The 25,069-nt window shown below is 37.1% G+C and carries 22 protein-coding genes and 1 pseudogene; 5 read left to right on the forward strand and 18 right to left on the reverse strand.

Features of this window, described 5'->3' with window-relative positions:
- Positions 1–190 precede the first annotated feature (190 nt).
- Positions 191–1,165 (forward strand): hypothetical protein, encoded by a 975-nt coding sequence (locus J4051_RS03865; protein WP_208232545.1) that lies wholly within the window; start codon positions 191–193, stop codon positions 1,163–1,165.
- A gap of 155 nt (positions 1,166–1,320) precedes the next feature.
- Here J4051_RS03865 and J4051_RS03870 read toward each other — a convergent pair whose 3' ends face one another.
- Positions 1,321–2,163, reverse strand: coding sequence for a tetratricopeptide repeat protein (locus tag J4051_RS03870; protein ID WP_236027193.1), 843 nt, complete (start codon positions 2,161–2,163; stop codon positions 1,321–1,323).
- 213 nt (positions 2,164–2,376) lie between these two features.
- Here J4051_RS03870 and J4051_RS03875 point away from each other — a divergent pair, with 213 nt between their 5' ends.
- Entirely contained in the window at positions 2,377–3,600 is a 1,224-nt protein-coding gene (locus J4051_RS03875; protein ID WP_208232546.1) for a class I SAM-dependent rRNA methyltransferase, read from the forward strand.
- 90 nt (positions 3,601–3,690) lie between these two features.
- On the opposite strand, the gene J4051_RS03880 is transcribed toward J4051_RS03875, so the two are convergent.
- Together J4051_RS03880 and J4051_RS03885 are read right to left on the reverse strand one after the other, a co-directional pair.
- Complete coding sequence (locus J4051_RS03880) at positions 3,691–3,867, reverse strand: hypothetical protein (RefSeq protein ID WP_208232547.1); 177 nt, start codon at positions 3,865–3,867, stop codon at positions 3,691–3,693.
- A gap of 89 nt (positions 3,868–3,956) precedes the next feature.
- A complete protein-coding gene (locus J4051_RS03885) occupies positions 3,957–4,547 on the reverse strand; it encodes a hypothetical protein (RefSeq protein WP_208232548.1) in 591 nt (196 codons plus the stop codon).
- Positions 4,548–4,735: 188 nt separating this feature from the next.
- Between J4051_RS03885 and J4051_RS03890 the strand changes: the two genes are divergently transcribed.
- A complete protein-coding gene (locus J4051_RS03890; protein ID WP_208232549.1) occupies positions 4,736–7,021 on the forward strand; it encodes a glycoside hydrolase family 20 protein in 2,286 nt (761 codons plus the stop codon).
- A gap of 158 nt (positions 7,022–7,179) precedes the next feature.
- Here J4051_RS03890 and J4051_RS03895 read toward each other — a convergent pair whose 3' ends face one another.
- The 11 genes and pseudogenes from J4051_RS03895 to J4051_RS03945 all read right to left on the reverse strand — a co-directional run bounded on the left by J4051_RS03895 (position 7,180) and on the right by J4051_RS03945 (position 16,021).
- A complete protein-coding gene (locus tag J4051_RS03895; RefSeq protein WP_208232550.1) occupies positions 7,180–7,587 on the reverse strand; it encodes a hypothetical protein in 408 nt (135 codons plus the stop codon).
- Between the two features lie 201 nt (positions 7,588–7,788).
- Positions 7,789–8,280, reverse strand: a complete 492-nt coding sequence (locus J4051_RS03900) for a YdcF family protein (protein ID WP_208232551.1) — start codon at positions 8,278–8,280, stop codon at positions 7,789–7,791.
- A gap of 54 nt (positions 8,281–8,334) precedes the next feature.
- A complete protein-coding gene (locus J4051_RS03905; RefSeq protein ID WP_208232552.1) occupies positions 8,335–8,865 on the reverse strand; it encodes a hypothetical protein in 531 nt (176 codons plus the stop codon).
- 138 nt (positions 8,866–9,003) lie between these two features.
- Positions 9,004–9,303: a type II toxin-antitoxin system RelE/ParE family toxin gene (locus J4051_RS03910; protein WP_208232553.1), complete on the reverse strand. Its 300-nt coding sequence runs from the start codon at positions 9,301–9,303 to the stop codon at positions 9,004–9,006.
- On the reverse strand, positions 9,296–9,547 hold the full coding sequence (locus J4051_RS03915; protein WP_208232554.1) for a type II toxin-antitoxin system ParD family antitoxin: 252 nt from the start codon (positions 9,545–9,547) through the stop codon (positions 9,296–9,298). The genes J4051_RS03910 and J4051_RS03915 overlap by 8 nt, the downstream gene beginning before the upstream one ends.
- Before the next feature lie 310 nt (positions 9,548–9,857).
- Positions 9,858–10,142 carry an addiction module antidote protein gene (locus J4051_RS03920; protein ID WP_208232555.1) on the reverse strand — a complete coding sequence of 95 codons (285 nt, stop codon included), beginning with the start codon at positions 10,140–10,142 and terminating at the stop codon, positions 9,858–9,860.
- 1 nt (position 10,143) lies between these two features.
- A pseudogene (locus J4051_RS18955) lies at positions 10,144–10,326 on the reverse strand (type II toxin-antitoxin system RelE/ParE family toxin); the annotation flags it as partial.
- A gap of 551 nt (positions 10,327–10,877) precedes the next feature.
- On the reverse strand, positions 10,878–12,080 hold the full coding sequence (locus tag J4051_RS03930; protein WP_208232556.1) for a retropepsin-like aspartic protease: 1,203 nt from the start codon (positions 12,078–12,080) through the stop codon (positions 10,878–10,880).
- 312 nt (positions 12,081–12,392) lie between these two features.
- Positions 12,393–13,625, reverse strand: coding sequence for a serine hydrolase domain-containing protein (locus J4051_RS03935; RefSeq protein WP_208232557.1), 1,233 nt, complete (start codon positions 13,623–13,625; stop codon positions 12,393–12,395).
- A 156-nt stretch (positions 13,626–13,781) separates the two neighbouring features.
- Positions 13,782–15,014 carry a M48 family metallopeptidase gene (locus J4051_RS03940; RefSeq protein ID WP_208232558.1) on the reverse strand — a complete coding sequence of 411 codons (1,233 nt, stop codon included), beginning with the start codon at positions 15,012–15,014 and terminating at the stop codon, positions 13,782–13,784.
- Positions 15,015–15,223: 209 nt separating this feature from the next.
- Positions 15,224–16,021: a TrmH family RNA methyltransferase gene (locus tag J4051_RS03945; protein ID WP_208232559.1), complete on the reverse strand. Its 798-nt coding sequence runs from the start codon at positions 16,019–16,021 to the stop codon at positions 15,224–15,226.
- Positions 16,022–16,277: 256 nt separating this feature from the next.
- Here J4051_RS03945 and J4051_RS03950 point away from each other — a divergent pair, with 256 nt between their 5' ends.
- The gene (locus J4051_RS03950; protein ID WP_208232560.1) at positions 16,278–17,081 is read left to right on the forward strand and encodes a DUF6503 family protein; all 804 of its coding nucleotides are present in this window, start codon (positions 16,278–16,280) and stop codon (positions 17,079–17,081) included.
- Between the two features lie 211 nt (positions 17,082–17,292).
- Here the strand turns inward: J4051_RS03950 and J4051_RS03955 are convergent, their stop codons facing one another.
- The 3 genes from J4051_RS03955 to J4051_RS03965 all read right to left on the reverse strand — a co-directional run bounded on the left by J4051_RS03955 (position 17,293) and on the right by J4051_RS03965 (position 22,832).
- Positions 17,293–18,594, reverse strand: coding sequence for an amidohydrolase family protein (locus J4051_RS03955; protein ID WP_208232561.1), 1,302 nt, complete (start codon positions 18,592–18,594; stop codon positions 17,293–17,295).
- Positions 18,595–18,715: 121 nt separating this feature from the next.
- A complete protein-coding gene (locus tag J4051_RS03960; protein WP_208232562.1) occupies positions 18,716–21,682 on the reverse strand; it encodes an amidohydrolase family protein in 2,967 nt (988 codons plus the stop codon).
- 82 nt (positions 21,683–21,764) lie between these two features.
- Entirely contained in the window at positions 21,765–22,832 is a 1,068-nt protein-coding gene (locus J4051_RS03965) for a DUF3810 domain-containing protein (protein ID WP_208232563.1), read from the reverse strand.
- Positions 22,833–22,998: 166 nt separating this feature from the next.
- On the opposite strand from J4051_RS03965, the gene J4051_RS03970 reads away from it, so the two are divergent.
- The gene (locus J4051_RS03970) at positions 22,999–24,459 is read left to right on the forward strand and encodes an aminoacyl-histidine dipeptidase (protein ID WP_208232564.1); all 1,461 of its coding nucleotides are present in this window, start codon (positions 22,999–23,001) and stop codon (positions 24,457–24,459) included.
- A 79-nt stretch (positions 24,460–24,538) separates the two neighbouring features.
- Here J4051_RS03970 and J4051_RS03975 read toward each other — a convergent pair whose 3' ends face one another.
- A complete protein-coding gene (locus J4051_RS03975) occupies positions 24,539–25,024 on the reverse strand; it encodes an integrase core domain-containing protein (protein ID WP_208232565.1) in 486 nt (161 codons plus the stop codon).
- Positions 25,025–25,069: the final 45 nt, after the last annotated feature.

Genomic DNA, 25,069 nt, shown 5'->3' on the forward strand with positions numbered 1-25,069 from the left:
GATACGTACCGAATTGTTTTTTGTAAAATTAGTTAATCCTTTAAAATATTCCGATTTTAACCTGAGGATAGTTTTTAAATTTATGTCTTTACTTTAATTCTGAAAACAATTTCTGATGAAATTCTTTTATAGAAGCGATAGTTTATGGCTAACTTTGCAAGACTTAAAATCCTTAATTTTTTGACTATTTATGTCCCAAATGCTTTTTAATCCTTTTCAGGATTTGATTTTCGACGAACATTTTTGCTTTCTTTCTGGAGTCTTGACCAATGAGGAGATGACCGTTTTCCCAGAGTGGCTGATGGCCTATTTTAAATTTGGCGATGAACGCGTGGAGATGATGGATAAAGCCAAGTCTTATCATTATGAAGATCTTAAATTGCCGTGTTCTCCTGAAGTGAAAAAAGCTTTTGACGACTTGGATCTGAAAATCCAAGAGGCTTATAAAAAAGGTTATGAAGGTATGGCTGCGCTCGATCAACAACTGCTTTTTCAATGGACTGGCAGAATGGTCTACGGTCTGTTATATTATGAAATGGTTTATGAGAGAGATGTACTTTTAAGGAAAGGTGAGGACTTTGAATTGTCGCCAGTTCTCAGAAAGCGTTTTAGCGAATTTCATCTCATGCTCCAATCTATAATTGAACCGATCTCTTTTGTTGGAAAAAAACCGTGGAGTATTGTGGTCTTTCCTCTTAAATATTCTGCTGATATTTTTAGCTATCGCGATGATGCTATTAATTTAATGTTCTCTTTTGGAGTGAATGGTTTTGGTTTTATTGCATGTTTACAAGATAATGGGGTCATCGGTGAGAGTCAAAAAGAAGTCCTCGATAAAATTGAAGGTCATGTTTTACATCCAGTTCAGTTTGAGGAATTGTATGCAAGATTTCATTACACTGATTACATCATGCAATATTCACCAGAATACAATATAGAGAATCTTGACGATAGGATTACCATAGAAGTTGATGAGACGGGCAAGCCACCGCATTTCGGACACTGGGATGAGGATGTCTATGCCCAATTGCTCTCCAATTACTGGCAGGTTTACGGGATAGAAAAAGATCATATCCTTCCACCGCAAAGGCCGAGACTGAGTTTTCTTGAAAATCCATATACCAAGGATTTTGTTGAACCGGATTCTATAAGTTTACCGTTTTAAGGGCCCACTGAATAAAGCAGAACATTAGGCTATTAATTAAAACGCTTATCAAAGAAGTAATAAAATCAGATCGTATTTAATTCCTGTTGATCGAATGCTATAGCAACTACGAAAAATTAAAAATTAAGAACCTATAAGGTTCGTGGCCTCGTGTTTTATCGCCATCTTACTTGATACGGGTATCTTTCATAAATGACATTATCCTCATTAAAAGTATAGCCTTTTTTGCCGTTGATTTCAGCTAATTCATGTAATTCATCTGATTCTCCAATTTTGCCAATTTTACTTAAACAAATGGCTTTATAGTATTGAACGTCCGAAAAATTATTATAAATCCCAAGTGCTAAATCAAACATTTCTATGGCATCATGGTATTTTCCTTGCTCGTATTTGCTTATTCCATAATAAAATAAATCTACAGAATGCAGCCAATCTTTTCCGTGTTCAGCGAGCTGTTTTTGATAATCTCTTTCAAATATGTCTTCTGCTTTTTTAAATTCATTAAGTTGTAAATAAGAAAGCGCAATGTGGAAGTCATAAGTATGATCCATAACATAACTATCCCCAAAACGTTTTTTATAGTCTTCAAAATCTATAATGGCTTCTCTATAAGTTTTGGCAAATATGCATTTAATAAAGGCTCTATAATCTTGATAGCGTCGTCGGTCATATTTTACAGCATTGTCAATATATATCATGCCTGCCTCATATTTACCTTGTTTAAATAGTGGCATTGCTTTTTGTTGCCACAAGTACGCAATTGTAGAATCTCTTGCTAAACCTTTATCAAGTTCCAATTGATATTCTTGTGAGTATAAATGATAATCAGAAGCATTGCTAAGAGTTTCGTAGATGATGGTGTCTTGTTTCTGCTGATTTACCTTTGACTCAGAGCTTTCGACTTCTATTGCGTCTTCTCTTGCTTCAGCTTGGTTTTTACAGTTGATAAAAGACATGAAAATTAAAATAACGAGACATAATTTATAAGTGAAATTCATTGTTTTTATCAAATGTTTAATTGGAAATAAGGCAGCGGAATAAAGATTTATGGTAGTATTAATTTTGTCAATCGTAAGAAAACCTATACCATATCAGGGTTTTAAAATTCAAATAAAATTTGAACATATTTGGTGGTACAATTTAAAAAATAATATCCATGTCCGGGAGTAAATAGTATTTATAAGGCTAAATTTGTATGTTTTCCATTTAATATGTTTCACTACGATCTTCCGAATATCCAAGTACAGCGATTAGCCGTCAAATTAAACCCTGCAGCTGAAAAGCTGGTTATGCAAACTGCCCATCCGTGGATCTTCTCAAAAAACATTGAGAAGATCAACAAACCAGGAGAGGCAGGAGATATCGCCATTTTATTCCGACAGAAATCCAATGACCTGTACGGCGTTGGCTTGTACGATCCTGAGTCGCCCATTCAAATTAAAATGCTGCATTATTATAGCGGAAAAGCTATTGATAAGTCATTTTTTTCAGAAAAGATAAACGAAGCCTTCGCTTTAAGAAAACCACTCTTGGCGACAAGCACCAATAGTTACCGCTTATTGTTTGGTGAAAATGACGGCTTCCCAGGGTTTATCGCAGATGTTTACGCCAATGTGATGGTTGTGAAATTGTATTCGGCCATTTGGTTTCCTTATTTAAAGGACATTTTACAGGTGTTGATTGAGGTCTCAGAATGTGAAACTGTGGTGTTGCGACTTAGCCGCAATCTTCAAGCACATAATCATTTTGATTTACAGGACGGCATGATTTTATACGGGACGTTGGAAAACGAAGAAGTAGAATTTGTCGAACACGGTGTGCTGTTCACCGCGAACGTGATTAAAGGCCATAAAACAGGCTATTTTTTAGACCATCGCGAAAACCGAAAGAGAGTCGGCGTCTTAGCCAAAAACAAAACCGTCCTGGATGTTTTTTCTTATGCAGGTGGATTTTCAGTCCATGCTTTGGCTGGTGGGGCAAAAGAAGTGACTAGCGTTGACATTAGTAAACAAGCCTTGGAATTGGCAACTTCAAATGCGGCTTTAAATGGTTGTGTTGACAACCATCTGACATTGGCTGGCGATGCATTTTTAATTCTTGAACAATTGGTTGAAGAGGGAAATACCTACGATGTGGTGGTTATCGATCCGCCATCTTTTGCAAAGAGCCAAAAAGAAGTAGCTACGGCAAAACATAAGTACACCCAATTGGCACGATTAGGTGCTAAGTTGGTATCTAAGAATGGTGTTTTGGTATTGGCTTCGTGTTCATCACGTGTAGTGGCCGATGACTTTTTTGAGATCAACGAATCCACACTTCGTTCCACTGGACGACAATTTGTAATCCAAGACAAAACCTATCACGATAGTGATCATCCCGTTACGTTCAAGGAAGGCGCCTATTTAAAATGTGGGTATTACAAATTCTCCTCTTGATTATAAAGACGAAGTATTCTATTGTGAGAATATAAAAGGTATGAAATAATTTTGCCACTGTTAAGGTCAATCACCAACAGTGGCAAAGGTTTAAATTACAGTTTGTCTCACTTTCACTAATGAAGAACCTATAATATTCAGCACAAATCCTATAGTGGCAAGACCGCCCGCAATCATATTCATTCTGCTGGAACCTGGATATTGAATGATCAAGAAGAAACTGATAGCCAAGGCTATTAAACTGATTATATAGATTGTTTTCTTCATTATTTTGAGATTTATAGTATAGAAGTCGTTGTTATTTCGCTGAAATACAGCAAAAACCCATATTTATATTTTATAGGAAAGTAGATGTTTTAGTTTTCGGCTGCAGGTGTGATCATAACGTGCGAACGGTGCGTATTGGCATCCATTAGCCATGGCATGCCTGGCAATCCAGGTTGGGTAGGCAAACCGGTTTCTTCAGCAGTCATATAAGGTCTGTATAATACATACCGAATTCTACTGTTTTTCAATTCACCACTTTCAAAATCGTGATCTTCCTGTTTGGCGTTCACCACATAAACTGCAGCGGGCTCTTTTGGCATCAACAATGCTTCTGCATCGATTTCCTTTTTACGGAGTTCTCGCTTTTCTACTTCAGTTTTTCCTTCAGCAATATATTCACGACCTCTGGCCATATAGGCCTCGAGCTTGTCGCTATAACACGATACACTAATGCGATCTTTGTTGGGGTCGTCCGCCAGACAGACCAAGCCGTTGTTGCCCTCACGTATGGTGATCAGTTCGCCTTCTTGGTTATAGCCCAGAATTTTTGCACCTTCTTTATACATTTCAGGAGCGGCATAAAGCGCAGTTTTAATTTGGCTTTCTACAGTTGGTATCTTTGTCTGGCCAATGGCTGACGAGAAACAAACTAGTGTGGATAATAGAAATAAATTTTTCATAAGTGAATTTTATTATTGGACTGCTTAAGATACAAAACTTATTGGAAATAACTTAATAAAATAGGCCGTAGAATATTCTTGCAATAAAGAATCATTAGGATTGAAAGATCGTTAAACGAGAGATCTGTTGTGAAATTTAATTATCTTGACCCTCTTAAGATAACCACTTCACTTTCGATTTTAAAATGATGAGATATTTCAAAGCCCTATTGCTCTGTGTTTTATTCATGGCGTTTTCCTGTAAAAAGAAGGCCGTTGAAAAAACCGGAATCATTCCACAGCCTAATTTTATAAATTATCAAGATGGAACTTTTCTAATTACAGAAAACACCACTATTGTAGCTGAGGATTCAAAGGAAGGGAATTGGAATGCTGCTGAATTGAAGTCGTTTTTGGATGAGAATTTTGATTTGAATATAGAAATCTCATCTGAATCTCAATCGAATGCCATACAGTTAATAGTGAACAACGACGAAACTGATGACGAAGCCTATCAATTAGAAGTTTCTAAATCGGGCGTTTTAATCACTGCCAATTCCTACCACGGCGTGTTTTATGGGATACAGACCTTGAAGCAGTTGCTGACCCCAAAAACCATAATAAAGAAACCTGTACTTAATTTTGTCGATATTACTGACGGTCCAGAGTTTGGCTGGCGCGGGATGATGTTGGATGTGTCGCGTCATTTTTTGGAAAAAGATTCGGTTAAAAAAGTCATTGATATTTTGGCCATGCATAAAATGAACAAGCTGCATTGGCATTTGGTAGATGGCATTGGTTGGCGAATTGAAATTGATAAATATCCAGAATTGACTAAAAAGGGAGCCTGGAGGAAAGTAAAGGAATATAAAAAACCTTGGGAAGACTTTGAGGTGACTTATAAGGATAGTGAAGGCGAAATCTATGGTGGTTTTTATACCAAAGACGATATCAAAGAAATTGTAGCCTACGCTGCCGAACGTTATATTGATGTGATTCCGGAAATTGAAATGCCTGGACATTCGGAAGCAGCCTTACAATGTTATCCTGAGTTTATTTGCGAAGATGCCGAAAACACAGGCGTTTACTGTGCAGGAAATGACGGCTCTTTTGAATTTTTACAGAATATTATTGATGAAGTTGTGGAATTGTTTCCCTATCAATATCTGCATATTGGTGGGGATGAAGTAGGGAAGGAGGCCTGGTTGAATTGTAAGAGATGTCAAAAACGAATGCGAGACGAGAGTTTGCAAAATGGCGAAGAACTGCAAAGCTATTTTGTAAAACGTATGGAGAAGTTTGTGCATTCGAAGGATAGAAAGCTAATAGGTTGGGATGAGATTTTAGAAGGTGGATTGCCAGAACGAGCCGCCGTTATGTCTTGGAGAGGCTTTGAAGGCGGAATTGAAGCTGCCAACGCTGGACATGATGTGGTCATGTCGCCCGCTGCACCTTTATATTTTGATTATAATCAAGGTACAGGTGAGTTTGAGCCACCGGCATGGGGTGGTTACAATAACTTACTGGCAGTGTATAATTTCAATCCCGTTCCGGATGATATTGCAGCAGATAAAAGACATCATATCCTAGGTGGACAGGCCAATCTTTGGACTGAGCAGATTAAATCCTTAAGCCATATTGAATATATGATGTTGCCAAGACTATCCGCACTTTCAGAAGCGCTTTGGACGGCTCCAGATCAGAAAAATGAAGAGGAATTCATAAAAAATATCGATGTTCATTTTGATAGATTAAAAGCCTTGGGCTATAACTTTGCCTGGAGTGCGCTTTCACCGGACTATAAGGTGACGTATGATAAAAATAACAAAAATCAGGTGCTCGAATTAAATAATGAACTGGGTATTTATGACATTCGGTATACCTTGGATGGTTCTGAGCCTTCCATGACTTCGGAGCTTTATTCAAAGCCCATCCATTATTCTGATGCGATTGATTTATATGCCCAAACATTTAGAAATGGTGAAGCCATTGGGTTTCCATTGAAAAAATTGCTTTCTACAAAGTTCACAGAGAAAACTAAGGTAACCTATATCAATCCTTATAATGAAAGTTACAGCGGTGGTGGGGATCAAGCTTTGTTTGACAATAAATATGGAAATGCGCGAGGTGACGATTCCAACTGGCAGGGACTTCCTCAAAAGGATTTTGAGGTGATTATGGATTTAGGAGAAACCACGACCTTGTCATATATTGGATTGAACTTTTTCCAACATCTGTCTTCTACATCGGTCATGTTGCCGACTGAGGTCACTATCGAGATTTCAAAAGATGGGAAAAACTATCAAACGGTTTACAACCAAACGTTTGAAACGATTAAGGACAGAGATCCAATCATTAAAAGAATCGAAACAGATTTTGAAAAACAAAATGTCAGTATTATTAAAATCACCGCAAAAAATAGAGGTCAATTACCAGAATGGCATATTCGAGAGGGAGATGCTTGGATTTTTGTGGATGAGGTATCGATAAGATAGCATCTCTGAGATTTATAAGGAATTCAAGGTTTTATAAACAACAATTGGAAACTGTTGGAGGAAAACACCAACAGTGGCGAAAAATTTGAGGACATCCACAGTTGCGAAAAATTCTTGTTTGTGTAAAGTATTGGAAATCTCGTAGGGTTATAAGAGATTCAACTCGTTTGAATTCCAATCGTGTTAAAAAACTCTTTTATCTCTGAGATATCTTTTTGGCTTTTAACGTCTATCAAATCTCTCGTTTTGCCGTTGTTAAGTTTTAAACGCAACATCTTTCTGCCAAAAAACTGCTTTTCGTTTAGCGAACTTATGTCCGATAATTTCAGTTTTTCAGATGCTGTTTTTTTTAATAATTGATAAGCTATCAAGACGATTATAGCAAGTCCAAGAAGTATCCAGATAAAGCCCATCCATTCAAATTGCTTTTTATCCAAAACAAATACTGGAAAAAGAACGGAATTGGCAAGCACAAAACCCAGCGAGATTTTCAGTAATAAAAACTGTGTTTTTAATCCATCTTTTATCTCAATCGACTTTTCTTTTTCGTTAAATGTGATTTTCATCGGTCTGTTTCTTAAAATGTTTGATAGTTCATTTATCGGAGTACCAATATAACTATTATGTTCAGAATTTTTTGAGTCATCTTTGCCCAGTTCTTTTAAAGAATGAAGTCAAGAGCTGTTTTGAAACTGTTTATGGAAAACACCAACAATGGCGACGTAGATATTACAACTCATTTTGAGCTATTCCCAAACGCATCTTAACTAATAGTAAAGCCCATTCTCAATGATCGCATTTATTGCCTTTGTTTCGTGCAGTTCTAACGCATCATAAACATCCTTATCCAAATTACTTTTCACACCAATAAAATCCATCGTATAATTTTTCAATATTTCATTAAAAATAAGGTTTACTCTATTGACATGGTAATCGGAAGTAATAATTGTCAGCTTAATATTTTCCAATGCAGATAGGATTTCTTTTGCTTTTACGGCATCTTCAACGGTGTTTCCTGACAAGGCAAAATCTAAGAAAACGGCTTCTGGTATTCCGTTTTCAATCAAATACTGTTTTGCCAATAAGGCATGCGCATGTTCTGAAGTATTAAAATGTTCGCCCCATCCTCCCGTACAAAGTATGAGGTTTCCTGTCTTATAATGATTGACGCAATAATTCAATCGGCATAGCGAAATATCACTTAGTTTTCCGGAAGGTGAATTTGGACTGCCTAATATGATTAAAACTTCTTTTTTCATGACTGATCAATTTGTTGACAAATAACTGATGGTATTATTTTGGTTGTACGCGGCTTAAGTTTTTTTGAATTCTGTTCGTGAGTTCTTTAGTTGTCTAAAAGCAAATTTCTCTTGAAATTCGCCACTATTTAAAATACGCTCTAAATCATTTTTTGATGTTCTATTTCTTAAAAGAATTTCGAAATTGTGTTTTTCTCCAGATGTCTCAGTGATCTCGATATAGTTCTTATTTCCAAATATGGAATGTGTGGACCAGCTGCCATAATCGGTGTATTTCAAATAGATTTTTTCTAATTGATTTAGCGTCACGTTTTTTTTCAATCCATCTTTTTCAATATGGATTATCCCATCGGATATTTTAAAAACCCCGATAGTTTTCGGTTTTATAAAAGACTGACCAAATAAATAAAAAATTCCAATTAAGTATATTAAAAATGCGGCGTATTTTAAATATATGTTTTGGTTCTCTTTGTCAATAAAAAAGAGATAAACAGTTGTGATCAAAAAAAGTATTGTAATGAAGAGGCGAAACACTTTGCTATATTCTTTGGTTTTAACTATTTCGGTTTGGAAGTCTGAATTCATTTTTAAAAATTCTGGGTGAAGCTTATCTTAAAACTGTGGCGTATCTTGGGACGAACCTTTCCAAGTGGGCGAGGACAAGCCACCCGCCAGGACGATTCTATCGGGCTGGTTGCTTAGACACGTTGTGGTGTGTAGTTTTTATTCGTTTATTCTCTTTTTTAAATCCATTCTCTCGTGTAAAATTCTTGTGATTTCAACATAGTTATCATTCATTGTTCGATAGAAAATGATATGTCTATTCGATTTTATTCCAAGAAGATTTTGAGTAATTTCGTTATAGTTTTTTCCTAAACTTGGGTTGTCAGCAATTTTTTGACAGTCAGAAATTAGCGATTCATAGTAAATATCCGCTTGCTTTTCTGACCATACTTCAAACGTATAATCCCAGATTTTCGATAAATCTTCAACGGCTTTGTTTGTAAGCTTAAAATTAGCCATTTAAGTTCTTTTTCGATTTTAGAGATTCAAGATGCTTTTTAGGATCAAAATCGTGCGCGATTCCGCTATCAATGCCGTCTTGGATTGCGTTCCTCAGTGCAATGACCTTAGTTTCTTCTTCTTCTAAAAGCCTCAATCCAGCCCTTATAACTTCACTTGCATTTTTAAATCGCCCCTCCTTGATTCGACTTTGAACAAATTCTTCAAAATAATTTCCGAGTGATATTGATGTGTTTTTGCTCATTTTATTTCTACTTTTCTCAAATGTACCAAAAATTGGTAAAACATCCAACTCTTCGAATTCTGAGTAAGGTTTTTTTAATGTTCTGAAAATCGACTTTTAGTGTTTTTAGATTTTCTTGAAAGGTTAGCTTTTAGAGATTAATTTTTTCCAGAAATGGGAGGAATTACACACAGCGTTTTTATGCATGATGAGTGGCGTGGTTAAGCACCTAATTCAGCAAATAAATACCGAATAGAAAATCCGCGAGGATTTTCGTAAGTAGGCGAGAACCAGCCATTAATTATACACGGCTTGTTGTGGTGCGTTTTTTTTACGCTGACATTGGTTTCACGTTTATTTGTCCACCTATTGCTTTCAGGACTTTCATTATCGTTCCAAATTGTGGTTTCGCTCCGTCAGATAATGCCTTGTAAAGACTTGGTCTGCTCATACCGGTTTTCTCCGCAATTTTAGTCATTCCGATTGCCTTTGCAATATGTCCGATTGCAACTATCAAGTCAGAACTGTCTCCATCTTCAAGAACTGTATTTAGATATTCAGCAATCATTTCCTCGCTGTCCAAATAGTCTGCTATATCAAATTTAGTTGTTTCCATATCAATCCTCATTTATTCTGTTCCAGATTTTTTTCGCTTTCTCTAAGTCTCTTTGTTGAGTAGATTTATCTCCACCAATTAAAAGTATTACGATTTTATTATCTTTTTCTTTGAAATACACTCTGTAACCTTTGGCATAATTAATTCGCATTTCACTAATTCCATCTCCAACAGGCTTACAATATCCAAAATGCTCATCAGTTTCAAGTTTCTAGATTCGGAAAAGTATTTTGGATTTCGCACGTATATCTTTCAGCTTTCTAATCCACTTATCAAATTCAGATGTCTTTTAAATGACAATCATTTACTGTATCCAGTTAGATACAGATATAATCAAAAATTTGGATTTAAAACAGAAGTTTTCGGATTTCCAGAAGGTTGCTTTTAAATGCACCACAACTTACATTTATAAGCACTATACGTATTCATATCTCCCCTCATCGTGCCAATAGGAGCAACTTTAGTTATCTAAATTTTCAATCTCCAATCTACCACCTTTCCCTAAACTTTCCTATAAGTAGAACTACATATTTTAAAACTATAATATGAGTTATAGTGGCCGGTAGTATTTTTGGGCACGAGCGGGACGCTCGCGATAGCAGGGGATTAAGCGAGTAAGTTAGCAAACATCACAAGTAGAAAATCCGATCTTTCACGCTTTTAGCGTGGAAGATTTTCGTCAATAGAAAAGAACCGGTTAATTAATTACACACGGCTATTCGGCTTTACGATCGTCTAAAGAAGCTTTGTTTTTTTTAACTGAAAGTCTAATTCTTCCTCATTTCTTAATACTTTTATTTGCATTTCACTAGTCCCTTTTGGTATTATGCCATTACTGACTAATTCGCATTTTTTATCATTAGTGAGATTGCTGTAATCGATGCTGTCTATTTTTAATATTTGGTCTCCAAATTGTAAAACTTGTGATGTTTCAGTATCATTATAAATAAAACCAACATACATTTTGTTTCCTTCAAAAGTGGGATTAAAACCGAAATGGTTTAATTCGGTATTAAGAGAAGCACTTTCTTGAATCATCTTTAGTCTTTTTGATTTCCAATTCAAAATCAACCTATAATTTTTAAAAAATGAAATTCCCAAGTTTGTTTTACCATCTTTAACGCTCATTACTTTATCTGTTATGCTATGGTTGCCAATTTTTATTTGGTCAATTTTTGCAGAATACTCATTTTTTGGCTCGCTTTTGCCATACAAGCCTATCCCTGTATAACCTGAGCCTTTTATATAATTGGTTATTTTTTGAGATTTCTTTTTCTTAGAAAAAGTAATGTAGGATAGACTTGCGTTTGAATTATTGCCTAAATCAACCAGATTATTTAATGCTTTACCTCCATTTACTTCAGTGGTTATAGATGGTTTAGATGCTGCACCAATAAATATTTTTGATTCTATAGCATCTGCCGGAACATTCAAATTCTGTTCATCATCTGTTATCGTAATTAATTGATTTTTAAAATCGAAGTCCCAAACCGCAAATCGCATTAAATTTGAACCAATAAAACCATCGGCATTTAAACACGCAAGATCTCCACTATTGAAGTCTGCTATGGCAGCAATCGTTTCTTTGAAATTAATGCCTCCTATTTGAATATCGTCTATTTTGGTATAGTTGAGTTGTTGGCTTTTGTTATTAATATCAGTAATATCCTCACTGCCCAATGGTATAACTTTAAGTTTATCTGCCAATTCTTTTGATAGTACATTAGAGGATCCAGTGTCTAAAATAAAGTCGTAAATTTCGTTTTGGATGGTTACTTTGAGGATAATAAGCCCTTGACGGTATTCAAACGGCACGGTAACTTTAAATTCTTTTTGAACTATACTTCCTTCTTGAAGTGTTTTATTCATTTTAGAGCCTGCACAACTGGATAATAAAGAGAATACAAGAAGTGAAACTATTAATTTGTTTAATTTCATATTTACTTTTTTTACTTAGAATTTATTAATGATTTTTAGTTTGGGAATAAGCGTTTGTTTACCCCCCTTCATATTAATAGACGCTAATTCTTTTGAAAAGGTTGCCTGTGCATTTTTTTTTGAAGTAAAAAGTTTATGTATATGAGCTGTGGAGTGGTTTGTTACGGACAATTCCAAACGAGTACTTGCCTGTGGAAAAACCGTCCTGTCACGCTTTTTAGTGTGAATGGTTTCCAAGTAGGTAAGGACAAGCCACCCGCCAGAACGATTCTTTCGGGCTGGTTGCTTATACACATTATTACCTGCTGGCTTTTATTTATTCATTATATCTTCATACTCTGATAACGTTTTCCATATTTGCTCTATCTCGGGCCATACATTATCTGTGAAATCCGTATCCGTATTTACCAAAACTATTTTTCCTATTTTAGTTTGCGGATTAAAATACATCGCTGTAAACACGCCTGGGTCAGACCCATTATGACCAATCATATCATTTTTAATGTTTAAAAAACCACCACGGAATTCAATGAAAATACCATAGTCTTCAGTTTTTTCGTTGTTTAAAGAGTGCTGTTTTTCAAAGAGTTTTTTATAACTTTCTTTGTTGAGTAATTTCCCATTTCCAGCATAGCCTTTTATTAGTTCAGATAAATACAAACCTAAATCGTGACTCGATGTTAGAAACCCACCATCAGCATAAGTTATAAGTGAATATTCAGCTATCATTTTCTCTTTGCTCGCAAATAATCGAGAACGTTTTGTTGAATCAATTTCCGTTGATGTCCAACCAGAACTATTCATTTTTAATGGTTTCAAAATGTGGTCTTTGGTAAAAGAACGATAATCTTGACCAGTTGCAGATTCTATTACTAAAGCACACAGAGCCGCCGCAATATTTGAATATTCTCGCTCTTCTCCTGGTTTAGTATTTGAAAATGTGTTTTTTGTGTACCATTTCCCATTTTGTGTAAGACTATTTTGAATGAAACTTAACAATGAAATATTGGTTTCAGGTTTATTGAAATAGTCAAAAACACCTTCATTGTCAGCGTGTTCATTTTTAGTTAAAACATAGGATTTTGCATAAATTTCATCAAGGTCAATAATAGAAGAAGTATGATAAGCCAAATGCTTGATTAAGATTGGAGTTTCAGGATGATTTGGGTTAATGATTTTAAAAGGTAAATACTTGTTGATAGGATCATTTATATTTAATTTCCCCAATTCTTGTGCCTTTAACAAAGATATTCCTATTAGTGTTTTAGATATTGAAGCAATGTTTTGTGTTGTACTTGAAGTGTATGCTTTATTTTGATCAATATCAGTAAATCCAAAACCTTTATCGTAAATCAATCCTTTTTCATTCACTACGGAAACTGAAAACCCCATAATTGCATCTTTATCATAAGCTAATTCTAATTTTTTTGTTAGACTATCATTTATTGCAGTATTGTTATTTTCGACTATAATCGAGGTTTCACTTTTTTGTTTACATGAAAATATCATTGTTAAAAGGATGATGATTAAAAATAGATTTTTCATTTATCGGTTGTTTGTTTTTTAGCTTGCAGGTAGCTTCTTTATGCAAGTCCCAAAAGTGCTAATAAGTATTTCGTTTGACCGCTTAAAACCACTTTTTCATTCTTATTGAACAATATAGTCTAAATATATAAATAAAAAGAAATGATTTTCTATGCACTATTTCCTCAAATTCCTAACCCGCGCCAAAAGTGTCGGATGCGAATAATGCACCCAGACATACGCAGGATGCGGTGTTAAATTGCTCAAGCTGTTTTTGGAGAGCTTTTTTAAAGAGCTTACCAATGGTTCACTCTTGTAAGTATTCTTCGCATAATCATCCGCTTGGTACTCGAATTTTCGGGAGAAGTGGTTCATCACAAATCCGGTCAATTCAGAAATAGGCGAGTAGAGCAGTCCGAAAGCAATCAAGCCGACATGGAAACTTGGGATCTCCACACCAAGCGCATTGGACAACAACGGATTCGAAATAAAAACAGATAAGATAAACAAGGTCAATCCGGTAAGTAGCAAGGATGCAATCAGATTAAAAATGATGTGCTTCTTTTTATAATGCCCAACCTCATGTGCCAGAACGGCCACAATTTCTTCATCCTCCAAATCGTTGACCAAGGTATCGTAAAGCGTGACACGTTTTTCACTGCCGAATCCTGAGAAATAGGCATTGGCTTTGGTGCTGCGTTTGGAACCGTCGATGACAAAGATTTTATCAAGATTGAAACCTACAGAATTGGCATAAGCTGAAATCTTCTCTCTTAAGTCGCCTGCTTCCAATGGCGTTTGTTTGTTGAATATTGGCACGATTAGTCGCGCATAAAACATATTGGTAAAGATGCTGAAAACTCCTACCAGTGCCCATGCATACAGCCAAAAGTACGTTCCGGTTACCTCGTAAAACCAAACAATTAGGGCTAAAAGTCCGCCGCCAATAAGGGCCATCATCAATAGACCTTTAAGCTTGTCCAAAATAAAAGTTGTTTTAGTAGTCTTGTTGAAACCAAAACGTTCCTCAATAACAAAGGTTTGATAATAGGAGAAAGGGGTGTTGAGGAGATCACTTCCCAACATGATGATCCCAAAAAAGATCAACGCAATGATGATGTTATTGTCACTATAACTTCGTGCAATTGTATCAACAAACTCAAAACCATCTAAACCTAAAAAGGCCAAGGTCAATACCAATGAAAAAGTTGAGGTGATCAACCCGAATTTATAATTGGTGGTTTTATAGTCTTGTGATTTCTGGTACTCTGCCTGATCATAAACATCAGTCAACTCTTCAGGAATCGGATCGTTATAATGTTTGGCGTTTAAGGCATCCAAAATTTTATCGACTATGAAATCGATGATAATGATAGCGATGATGATGTAGAATAGGGATGTGGGTGTCATATTTTTGGTCTTCAGTAAGCAGTTTTCAGTCGGCAGTCTTTAGTTGGCAGTCTTCAGTTGGCAGTCTTCAGTCTTTAGAAAAATTAAGTGTTGGATTTTTCTCTGGAATTCGGACTGATTTTTAATTTTTCAGATTTTTTAGTATTCATAAATTACTGTTGTGAAATCGGGATACGGTCTAAAATTACTTCTGCGCCTTTGCGAGATAATCATAGAAAATTTCGCTGTCTCTTGGCCTCAAAAATAAGGATTCCTGCGGCAACGGACACGTTCATACTATCAATTTCGCCTTGCATGGGGATGATGATGTTTTGAGTGGATTGTTGTAGCCATTCGTCACTCAAACCTGTAGCTTCGGTACCCATCACAATGGCGGTAGCTTTTGTGAAATCCTGTGCGGTATACACTTCTGATGCTTGTAATGCAGCGCAGTAAATGGAGATCTGCTTTTCTTTTAAGAATGCAATAATTTCAGAAGTGGAGCCCATGGCAATCTGATTGGTGAAAATACAACCCACGCTACTGCGGATGATATTGGGATTGTACAAATCGGTTTTTGGATTGGCAATGATGACTGCATCTACATTCGCTGCATCTGCAGTTCTTAAAATCGCACCGATATTACCTGGCTTTTCAGGAGCTTCTGCAACCAGAATTAATGGGCTTTCTGACTTGAATACAATGTTTTTTAAATCGTGCGATTTGGTTTGGGCCACGGCAATCACACCTTCCGTCGTATCTCTGTGTGCCAGTTTTTGATAGACCTCTTTGGATATTTCTATCGTCGTTTGTTGCTGGGTGGTTAGACTGTTGAGCTGTGTTTCAGAGCATAACTCAGGATAATACAAGATGGTTTCAAGTTGATAATCGCCTTTAATGGCCAAACTAATTTCACGTGCGCCTTCAATTAAAAACAATCCCGATTTTTTTCGGTCCCTGGACTTTTCTTTGAGCTGATAGAGCTCTTTGATATAAGGGTTTTGAACGCTGGATATTTCTTTATTCACAGATGAGTGGTATTTTGCTTTTGCAAATTTACTGAATATGAGAGAACAATAGTCGTATTCAAATGGTTTATCCGATTTGTGATATTGAGACCCTTATAGAAATTTATGACATTCCGTGAAATTCGTGTTTAAAATTCTTAATTTGTCGACGATTTAACTAAACTGATTTCCGCTTTATGGGAATTTCTAAACACTAATCATATTTCCTCTTTCCAATCTGGCGTTAGATTGGCGAGGGAATGAAAATGAAATTTATATGAAAAACACATTTTATTTATTGATGCTGATTACAGTCATGGTTTCTTGTAAAGACAAAACCCCGGAAACAAAGGTTGAGAGTGAACCCTATATCGAAGAAGAGCTCGACGTGACCACAAGTGCCTATCCTGAGAACATCACCAAAGTTTTTGATGCCCACGGTGGCCTCGATACCTGGAATGAGATGTCAACATTGGAGTTTTCTGTTGAAAAGCCGGGCGGTTATGAAATTACCACCACCGATTTAAAAGATCGTTATACCTTGATAGAAATGCCAAAACATACGATTGGTTTTGATGGCGAAGTGCTTTGGATGAAGAATAGGGAGAATACTAAATATGAAGGAAATCCGAAGTTTTACTACAACTTGATGTTCTATTTTTACGCCATGCCATTTGTCTTGGCCGATGACGGCATTATGTATGCCGAAGCAGAACCTTTGGTTTTTGAAGGCAAAACCTACCCAGGCATTCAAATTTCGTACGAAAGCGGCGTCGGCGAGTCTCCAGATGATGAATATATTATGTATTATGATCAAGATACCAATAAAATGGCTTGGTTAGCCTATACCGTAACTTTTGGTAAAGACGAAAAAAGTAAAGACTTTAACTTTATAAAATACGGCAATTGGCAAGAGGTGGAAGGTTTATTATTGCCAGAAACTATGACTTGGTATAACGTGGCGAACAACCAACCAACTACTGTAAAAAGTGAAACAAAATTTGTAAGTCCGATGTTAACAACGGTTGTGATGGACTCAAGAGTCTATGGTAGGCCGGAAGGGGCGGAGATGATTCAGTAAATAGAGCTAAATAGAACAAAGATCGCTTCGCTGTTAGAATAAAGAACAAAGATTTGATTTGTCTCAGCTTTACACATTGAGATAAAATTATTTAGACACGGAGGTCATCCTTTTAATTGTACTATAAAAAAAATCTGTCACTCTCTTTACCTCGAGAATGACAGATTTTATTTTTTTAAACGAAACCGCTAACTTCGTGCTTCATACTTCACTACTTCTTCTCAGCCTTATACTTATCATCATAACGATGGTACAATTCCGTTTGGTGAGTTTCTAAACTTATCAATCGACCGTCAATAAAGGCATGAGTCAACTGATTGGTACGCATGTCCAACGCATCACCTTCACTGATAAATAAGGTGGCGCTTTTACCTTCTTCCAAAGTGCCATAATCCTTATCGATACCTAATATTTTGGCAGTGTTGGAGGTAATGAGTTTTAAAGCTTCTTCTTTGTCCAAGCCATAGGCAACGGTTGTTCCTGCGTAAAAAGGCAAGTTTCTTGAGCTCATTCGCTCCATGGATCCGTTGGCATTCAAAGCCACCATTACCCCTTGGTTGACCAATAAGGTTGCTAATTTATACGGCATATCGTAATCTTCATCTTCTTTGGATGGAAGCGAATGGATACGTTGGAGAATGACTGGAATATTATGTTGTTTTAACAAATCGGCTACTTTATAAGACTCACTGCCGCCTACAATGACCAGGTGCTGCACCTTATTGTTTTTGGCAAAATGAATGGCGTCTGTGATGCCTTTTTCGTCATCGACATTGATATACAATTTTTTTGAGCCGTCAAATAAACCTTGGGTGGCTGCATAAGGTAAATTGGTCGTGGTTTTGTCTCCAGCCGAATAAGCTTTGGTCTCATTAAAAAATGCTACAACATCATCCACTTGTTCCTTGTATTTATCGTTGCTCTTTAATCCTCGATCTTCTCCAAGCCACCATCTGCCACGAGTAAAGCTACTTGGCCAATTCAGATAAATACCATCGTTCACTTTGACAGTAGCGTCTTCCCAGTTCCAAGCGTCAAATTGCACAACGGATGAAGTTCCCGAAATTCGACCGCCTTGAGGCGCAATCTGACCCATCAAAACCCCATTTGGGCGCATGGATTCGACCACTTTGGATTCGGCGTTATAAGCAATGATACTTCTGATATGTGGATTCATTTCTCCAATCTCGCTTTCGTCAACTGTGGCCTTTACCGCATCAATCTCTGTCAAACCTAAGGTAGAAGACGGAACGATAAAACCCGGATAAACATGTTTTCCATCGGCTTTGATGACTTCCATCCCGGAAAAATCCGTTTGTGAAGTATTGGACACCGTGGTCAATTTACCATCTTTAAAAATGATCAGGCTGTTTTCGATAACTTGGCCATTGCCCAAATGTGCGGTTGCACCGGTAATAGCAATCGGTTGGGATTGCTTTGGCGCTGGTGTTTGCTGTGCAAATCCGAAGGAGGTGCACAAAATTGCTATGAGTATGTATGTTATTTTTTTCATATGAAACTTATTTACATTCCCTCGAAGGAGGAAATCTTACTTATGGTTTTTGTTTTTGCACGAATGCACAAATTTTTAATTTTCATCTTAAAACTTTGAACTCTGAACTCTGAACTCTGAACTATTCCGAATCACAATGAAACAATTCTTTTTCTTTTTTCTTTATCGGCTGTGTCTTCAGGCCTTTGTTTTTTGCCTGTAACATATCATTGATCAGTTCACTTCTTTCTTTTTTGATTTGTGCTCTCATCATTTCATCACGTTTTAAATCGAAATAGGTGACGCCTTCAATAATCGTTTTTTCGGCTTTGGCATAGATCGAAAGTGGATGGTCGGTCCAAAGTACCACATCAGCGTCCTTGCCAACCTTGATACTGCCAACACGATCATCAATATGTAACAATTTTGCAGGATTTAAAGTGACAAATTTCCAGGCTTCTTCTTCGCTAACACCGCCGTACTTAACGGTTTTTGCAGCTTCCTGGTTTAATCGACGGCTCATTTCGGCATCATCACTATTAATCGCAACCGTGATGCCCACGTCATGCATAATGGCCGCATTGTACGGAATGGCATCGTTAACTTCATATTTATACGACCACCAATCCGCAAACGTAGATCCACCTACACCGTGCTGAAGCATTTTATCGGCTACTTTATAACCTTCCAAAATATGTGTGAACGTATTGATCTTGAAGTTGAATTGCTCTGCAACTTTCATAAACATGTTGATTTCACTTTGTACATAAGAGTGGCAGCTGATAAAACGTTCGCCGTTTAAGATTTCAACAAGGGTTTCCATTTCAATGTCCTTGCGGTATGGTTTGCCGCTTTTCTTAAGCGCTTCATATTCCTTTGCTTGGGTAAAAAAATCGACATACACTTGTTCAACTCCCATTCTGGTTTGTGGGAATCTGCTCCCGCCCCAATTGGATTGTTTAACGTTTTCACCTAAAGCGAATTTTATATATTTCGGACTGTTGGAAATAATTAAATCTTTGGCCGCATGACCCCATTTTGGTTTGATGATCGCAGAACGACCACCAATTGGGTTTGCCGATCCATGAAGAATCTGAATGGAGGTGACACCACCAGCTAAATTTCTGTATAGGTTAATATCCGTGTCGTCAATGACGTCTTCAATAGTCACTTCTGCCGATGAATTTTGTCCACCTTCATTGACGGAAGCTGCAGCAATATGCGAATGCTCGTCAATAATTCCTGTGGTCAAGTGCTTTCCTGTGGCATCAATTACCGTTGCACCACGCTCAGATAAATTCTTACCGATTTTGGCAATCTTACCATTCTTGATGAGAACGTCAGTGTTTTCTAAAATACCATCCTTTTCGTTGGTCCAAACGGTAGCATTTGTAAACAATAAGGTTTCAGTTTTAGGCAATGTTTCAAATCCATAGCCATTATTAGGGAAAGTGATTGGAGATACAGTGGCCACTGAATCTTTTTTGTCCTCATCAGAACCCTCTTTTTTCGAAGCAGTATCTTTTTTGGCTTCTGTTTGTTTTGCGAAGAAGCTCATTTCTGCACCAGTTGGCAAAATGGCCCTTCCAGTCAGATTTTTATTGGCATCTACATTGGCAATAACTCTAACAAATTCTTGTTTAGTGCTGTCTTGCGTGGTGAAAGCAATATTCACCCAATCATCAGCATAAGCTATTTTTGAGCCACGTTTTTTATCATTGGCAGTGATTTCTGATTTCAGCTTGCTCGATTCTCCCGAAAGGGTCATTTCGTAAGTTTCGCCTGCAAGAGTAAATTCATATTTACCTGTGATATCAACTATTCCACGGTCTTCAATGGTGTTTTTATTACCCTGAACCCAGTTTTCATAAAGCGTCGTTTTCTTGTCGAAAATATCGCCAGAAGTAATCAAGAAGTTCGCGTATGTACCATTTCTTAACGAACCAATTTTATCTGATTTTCCTAATAATTGAGCTGGTACAGTAGTTAAGGCCTCTAAAGCTTTTTCTTTGGAAAGTCCTGCTTCGATAGCTTTCATTAAGTTGGATTTGAATTCTTTGGCCGATTTTAAATCGTGCGTAGTGAATGCAAATGTGATGTTGTTGTCAGCCAACAATTTTGGATTGGTCGGTTTTTGATTCCAAGCTCTCATATTATGGATTGAAAGCGTCGAAGCTAAAAACGCATTTTCAACATCATAGGCATCAGGGAAATTGATTGGGATGATCATTGGTGCGTTCATGGCCTTGATTTCGTCCATACGCTCATATTCATCGCCACCACCTAAAATAACATACTGGATATTGAACATGTCGCCCACTTTATCGGCACGTAGATTGTTAGCTCTACTGCCTGCTTCAAAAATTTGAACCATGGATTTGTTGTTGTTCAAGGCTTCAAGGGAAAGGTCTTTTGTGGTGATATTGCCCTTGGCATACCAGTCGGCATCATAATATAATTGTCGCAATAAGGCCATACTTCCCATAATTGACGAAGGATAGGCTTGATTGGATGTCACACTTTTGCTAAAAGAAAGATACTGTGCTGATTTGGCATCAAGTATCCTCATGGCATTATCATCACTGGAATTCAGGGCCACCAAAGTCCCAGTTCCACGAACGATTCCATCTTGAATATGTGTGTTAACGACGCCAAAACCAGCTTTGATCAAATCTTCAGCTTTTTTAGAATCGTATTTAAATTGGTCAATGGCATTGTTTTCTGGCATGATATGGTCATTCCAATAATAGCCTGATCGTGTAGGGTCATATTGAGAGCTTCTACCTGTAGAGGACCGTTTTGGCTTTTCAACTCCAAAGTCAGAATACATATCTATAAAAGAAGGATAGATGCTTTTTCCTGAAGCGTCTATCTGTATTGCATTTTTAGGGATGGTTACCGATGTTCCCGATGCTACCACTTTGCCTTCTTTAATGAGCAAGGTTCCTTTCTCAATAACTTGAGTGGGTGTCACATAGATTTTTGCATTTGTAATTGCCGTGTAATTGGTGTTTTTGTTCGTAACACCGTCGTTTTTTGGAAAATAGTCCTGTGCAAGAATAGAAAAACTGCACACAAACGTCATGAGAGTCAAAACTGTTTTAATCATAGGGTTGGGATTAGTTAAAAATTGAGTTCTAAAGATAAAGAATATCGAGATTTTAGCAGATTATTAAGATAGTTTTAACAGTTTACAACGGGTTTTCATCAAAGTAGTTGACTAAAAGTGCTACCACATAACTATAACTCTCAATGCCACCCTTTTGATTGTTGGCCATTAAGAAACCACTGTAGGTGTTTTTGAAGAACGTTTCTGATATATTTTCATAGGATCGCCAAAACATGCGCATTTCCTCATAATTTTTGAGAACTCCAATATTGACTGTCATCAGAAGCTCTTGATATTTAGACGGGTCTCTCAAATAAAGATCATTTAAACAATGTCTCAATGCGAAGGAATACCCCGAATAATTAAAGTAAATATTCTCATGTTTCATGGCTGCCATGGCTCCGATGAAATTGGCTTCGTTTTCTGCGGCATATCCCAATTGATGTGCTATCTCATGGCTTGTGGTCGTGGGATATTTGTAGGTAGGGATGAGGCCGTCAATTTGTGCTTCATTGGTGAACGGATTCAAATAGCCACTAAACCCCATATAGGTCAATGGAAGGCTGTATATGGATCGCTTCAAACTACTTGGCCAATAGGCAAGATTTGGATATTCTTTGGCGAGTTGATTGTAGCCTTTTGGTGCCAATTTAATGAGTTCACGTTTGGTATACGGCATCACCACCATTGTGGTGTCATTCTTTTCAATCATGCCATGGATGACATTGGTTTTTAAAATAAGCTCTTCGGTGAATGTTACCAATTCCGCTGTGGAATAATCGTTATCAATTTTAAGTGATTGATGCAATGGCAGTCTATAATAATTAAAAGCCCAAAGGATATGAAATGCAAAATAACCTACAGAAACCGCCGATAGGATGTCCAAAATATAATTTTTGGTATCCGTTCTCAATCTCTTTCTGTTTTTTATAAACCATCGGATGATATAAATACCTGCAATGGTATAGAGAATATCTCCCACAGAAAACGGAATCCATCCAAATACATAATGCATTCCTTTTGAAATCCATTGGTAAATGCCGTTGCTGTAATAGTTCTCAACAAAATCCGGGAAGTTTGCCAATATTTTTATGAGCAAAATCTGTACGATCAGGGATAGGGCAATAATAAGTTTGGTGTATTTGCGCATGCTTCAAAAATAGAAAATAGTTTTATAAAACATCTATGAATCCCTACCTTTGTAGAACAACATAAAATAGGCGTATGAAAAGGGCATTTACCAAAATTCGGCCATAAACACGAATGAAAATTTGCGAATTAGATATGACCAATAAAAAAATAATAAACATCTACATATGAATAAAGATATAAGAGAATTAGAGCCTAAAGTACTTTGGAATAAGTTTGCCGATTTAAATGCCGTGCCACGACCTTCAAAAAAGGAAGAGCGTGTAATTGCTTTTATGAAAGATTTCGGACAGAAATTAGGATTGGAGACTTTTGAAGACAAGGTGGGCAATGTCATCATCAGAAAACCGGCCACTGCTGGGATGGAAGACCGTAAAACGGTGGTGATGCAATCGCATTTGGACATGGTTCACCAGAAGAATAATGATACCCAATTTGATTTTGATACCCAAGGCATCGAGATGTATATAGATGGCGATTGGGTTAGGGCAAAGGGCACAACACTTGGTGCGGACAATGGATTGGGAGTTGCCACGATCATGGCGATTTTGGAAAGCTCTGATATTGTACATCCTGCTCTTGAAGCTTTATTTACGATTGATGAAGAAACAGGAATGACGGGCGCAAAAGGCTTGGAAGGCGGATTATTGCAAGGTGATATCCTATTGAATCTCGATACTGAAGAAGATGACGAAATTGGTGTTGGATGTGCAGGAGGTATTGATGTGACGGCAACAAGAACCTATAAGGAAGAAGAAACGCCTGAGTTCAAAACAGGGTATAAGGTCACCGTAAAAGGATTACAGGGAGGGCATTCAGGGATGGATATCCATAAAGGATTTGGTAATGCCAATAAGCTGATGAACCGTTTGCTGTTTGACGGATTTGAAAACTTCGGATTGCGTATTTCTGAAATTGATGGGGGAAGTCTCCGCAATGCCATTCCCAGAGAAAGTAATGCCATTGTAGCGGTTGATACAATGAATGCGGCGGCATTTGAAACGGATATGGAGGAGGTTATTGATGATATCAAAACTGAATTTAAAACGATGGAGCCTAATCTGACGATAGAGATCAGCAAAATAGAGACTCCAACAATGATGATGGACTTAGGCGTTCAGGAAGGTTTGACGAGAGCGCTTTATGCGGCTTGTAATGGGGTTTACAGAATGAGTCCCGATATTCCTGATTTGGTAGAAACCTCGAATAATATTGCACGTGTGATTGTAAAAGATGGCGACATCAAGATTATGTGTTTAACACGTTCTTCCGTGGAATCTTCAAAATGGGATCTGGCCAATATGCTGCGTGCAACCTTTGAATTGACCGGATGTGAGGTTGAATTTGATGGCGATTATCCTGGATGGAAACCTAATATGGACTCGGCAATCTTAAAAGTATTATCGAATTTGTATACAGAATTGAATGGAAAAGAAGCTCATGTGGCGGCTTGTCATGCAGGATTGGAATGTGGTATTTTGGGACAAAATTATCCTGAGATGGACATGATCAGCTTTGGACCTAATATTAAAGGCGCACATTCTCCTGACGAACGTGCCCAGATTTCATCGACACAGAAATATTGGAAATTTGTATTGGAGATCTTGAAGAATATTCCGAAAAAATAGAATTTGTATTAGGAATTAGGAATTAGGCATGAGGTAATTAGGCGCCTTGTACTTCCCTAAATAGGGTTGACCGTTTTGGTTAATTATTCAAATTATCTTCTATTAAAAAATCCATCGGACAATTATGAGCCTGAGGTTCTTTTCTTGGGTTAAAACCGAGGTGGCTTGATGCCTCCTTGGTTTTATAATTCCCTTCGGCGTAAATAATCACCTTCGGTCTTTCTTGGGTGTCCAAATTTACTAAAGTTTGTTTAAACTTTAAAGGTGAGTACTTATCATTAAAAGCTTTGTGCACTCTTTTTTCATTGTAATGCTTTACTGCTTTTTTAGTTAATAACACTAACGTTTGAAAATCTGTAATGTTCCATAGCTTTAAATACTCGTTTTTTATGGTTCCGTTGACTCTTTCGGCAAAAGCGTTATCTTGGGCAATAAGTCCCATGCTTATAGATATTCCCGCAGCTTTCAATAATTCGGTATAAGCTTGGCTGCCATATTGCGAGCCTTTGTCGGAGTGATGGATCATCTTGCCCTGCAATGCCTTTGGAACCTTCTTTAAAGCCATTTCCAAGGCGCTTATATTGCATTCCGTTCGCACATGTTATCTCCA

The organism is Gelidibacter pelagius, assembly GCF_017581925.1.
Lineage (GTDB): Bacteria > Bacteroidota > Bacteroidia > Flavobacteriales > Flavobacteriaceae > Gelidibacter > Gelidibacter pelagius.